The sequence below is a fragment of the Mesorhizobium sp. M1E.F.Ca.ET.041.01.1.1 genome (assembly GCF_003997355.1).
Classification (GTDB): Bacteria; Pseudomonadota; Alphaproteobacteria; order Rhizobiales; family Rhizobiaceae; genus Mesorhizobium.
Genome location: NZ_RZSL01000839.1, coordinates 1 through 2,032 on the forward strand (window position 1 = coordinate 1; position 2,032 = coordinate 2,032).

1 pseudogene is annotated in these 2,032 nt (G+C 64.6%); it reads left to right on the plus strand.

Annotated features, from left to right (window positions below):
• Window positions 1–1,984: pseudogene (locus EOA38_RS34885) on the plus strand (efflux RND transporter permease subunit); the annotation flags it as partial.
• Window positions 1,985–2,032: the final 48 nt, after the last annotated feature.

The following is a 2,032-nucleotide window of genomic DNA, read 5'->3' on the forward strand; positions in this document are numbered from 1 at the left end:
GGTCAACATCAGCGCCAGCTATCCCGGCGCCGATGCCCAGACCGTCGAGAACTCGGTGACCAAGGTCATCGAACAGGGCATGACCGGCATCGACAATCTCGACTATATGACGGCGACGTCGACCTCGACCGGACAGGCCTCGATCACGCTGACCTTCACCAGCGGCGCCAACGCGGACACCGCCCAGGTGCAGACGCAGAACAAGCTGCAGCTCGTGCAGTCGCAGCTGCCGCAGGTCGTGCAGAGCAACGGCATCACCGTCTCCAAATCCTCGACCGGCTTCCTGATGGTCATCGGCTTCGTCTCCAGCGACGGCAAGATGAACTCGACCGACCTCGCGGACTATGTCGACTCAACCGTCAACGACACGCTGAAGCGTGTCGAAGGCGTCGGCTCGACGCAGCTTTTCGGCTCCGGCTATGCCATGCGCATCTGGCTCGACCCGGACAAACTAGCGCAATACGCGCTGATGCCGAGCGATGTCGCCACGGCCATCGAGGCGCAGAACACGCAGGTCTCGGCCGGCCAGCTCGGCGGCCTCCCGGCGCGCAAGGGCCAACAGCTCAACGCCACGGTAACGGCGAAGAGCCGGCTGCAGACCGCCGAGCAGTTCCGCAACATCATCCTGAAGAGCAACACCGACGGCTCGCTGGTGCGGCTGAACGATGTCGCCAAGGTCGAGATCGGCGCCGAAAGCTACACCACCCAAGCCCATTACAACGGCAAGCCGGCCGCCGGCGTCGCCGTCAGCCTGGCGACCGGCGCCAACGCGATCAGCACGGCGGAAGCGGTGCGCACGACGATCAATCGCCTGAGCTCGACCTTCCCGCAAGGCGTCGAAGTCGTCTACCCGTACGACACCTCGCCCTTCGTGCGCCTGTCGATCGAGGAAGTGGTGAAGACGCTCGCCGAAGCGATCGTGCTCGTGTTCCTGGTGATGTTTCTGTTCCTGCAGAACCTGCGCGCCACCATCATCCCGACGATCGCCGTACCGGTAGTGCTGCTCGGCACATTCGGCGTGCTCTCCTTCTTCGGCTATTCGATCAACACGCTCACCATGTTCGCCATGGTTCTGGCCATCGGCCTGCTTGTCGACGACGCCATCGTCGTGGTCGAGAATGTCGAGCGCGTGATGCAGGAGGAAGGCCTGCCGCCGAAGGAGGCGACGCGCAAATCGATGAACGAGATCACCGGCGCGCTGATCGGCATCGCCACCGTGCTGTCGGCCGTGTTCGTGCCGATGGCCTTCTTCGGCGGCTCCACGGGCATCATCTACCGGCAGTTCTCCGTCACCATCGTCTCGGCGATGGTGCTCTCGGTGCTGGTGGCACTGGTGCTGACGCCGGCGCTCTGCGCCACCATCCTGCGCCCGGCCAAGGACCATGCGAGGCAAAGGGGTCCGTTCGGCTGGTTCAACCGCATGTTCGATCGCGGCACCATCGCCTACCGCGACGGCTCGCACGGCATCATCAACCGTTCCTGGCGCTTCCTCGTCGTCTTCCTGGCCATCGTCATCGCCATGGGCTGGATGTTTGCCCGGCTGCCGAGCTCGTTCCTGCCGGAGGAAGACCAGGGCATCCTGATAACCAGCGTGCAATTGCCGGTCGGCGCGACGCAGGACCGGACCGAGCGCGTGCTTGCCCAAGTGACCGACCACTATCTCAAGGAAGAGAAGGACGCGGTCGACGGGGTGTTCACCGCTTCCGGCTTCGGTTTCGGCGGCGCCGGACAAAATGTCGGCATCGCCTTCGTTCGGCTGAAGGATTTCGACAAGCGCACAACGCCGGCAATGGCCGCGCAAGCGGTCGCCGGCCGCGCCATGGGCGCCTTCTCCAGGATCAGGGATGCGCAGGTCTTTGCGCTTGCTCCCCCCGCCATCCAGGGTTTCGGCAACACCAGCGGCTTCGACTTCTACCTGCAGGACGTCAACGGCGCCGGCCACGAGGCGCTCCTTCAGACGCGCAACCAGTTGCTGGCCTTGGCCAGCAACTGGTTGCGCGTCTGAAGGAGCGCCTCGTGGCCGGCGCCGTTG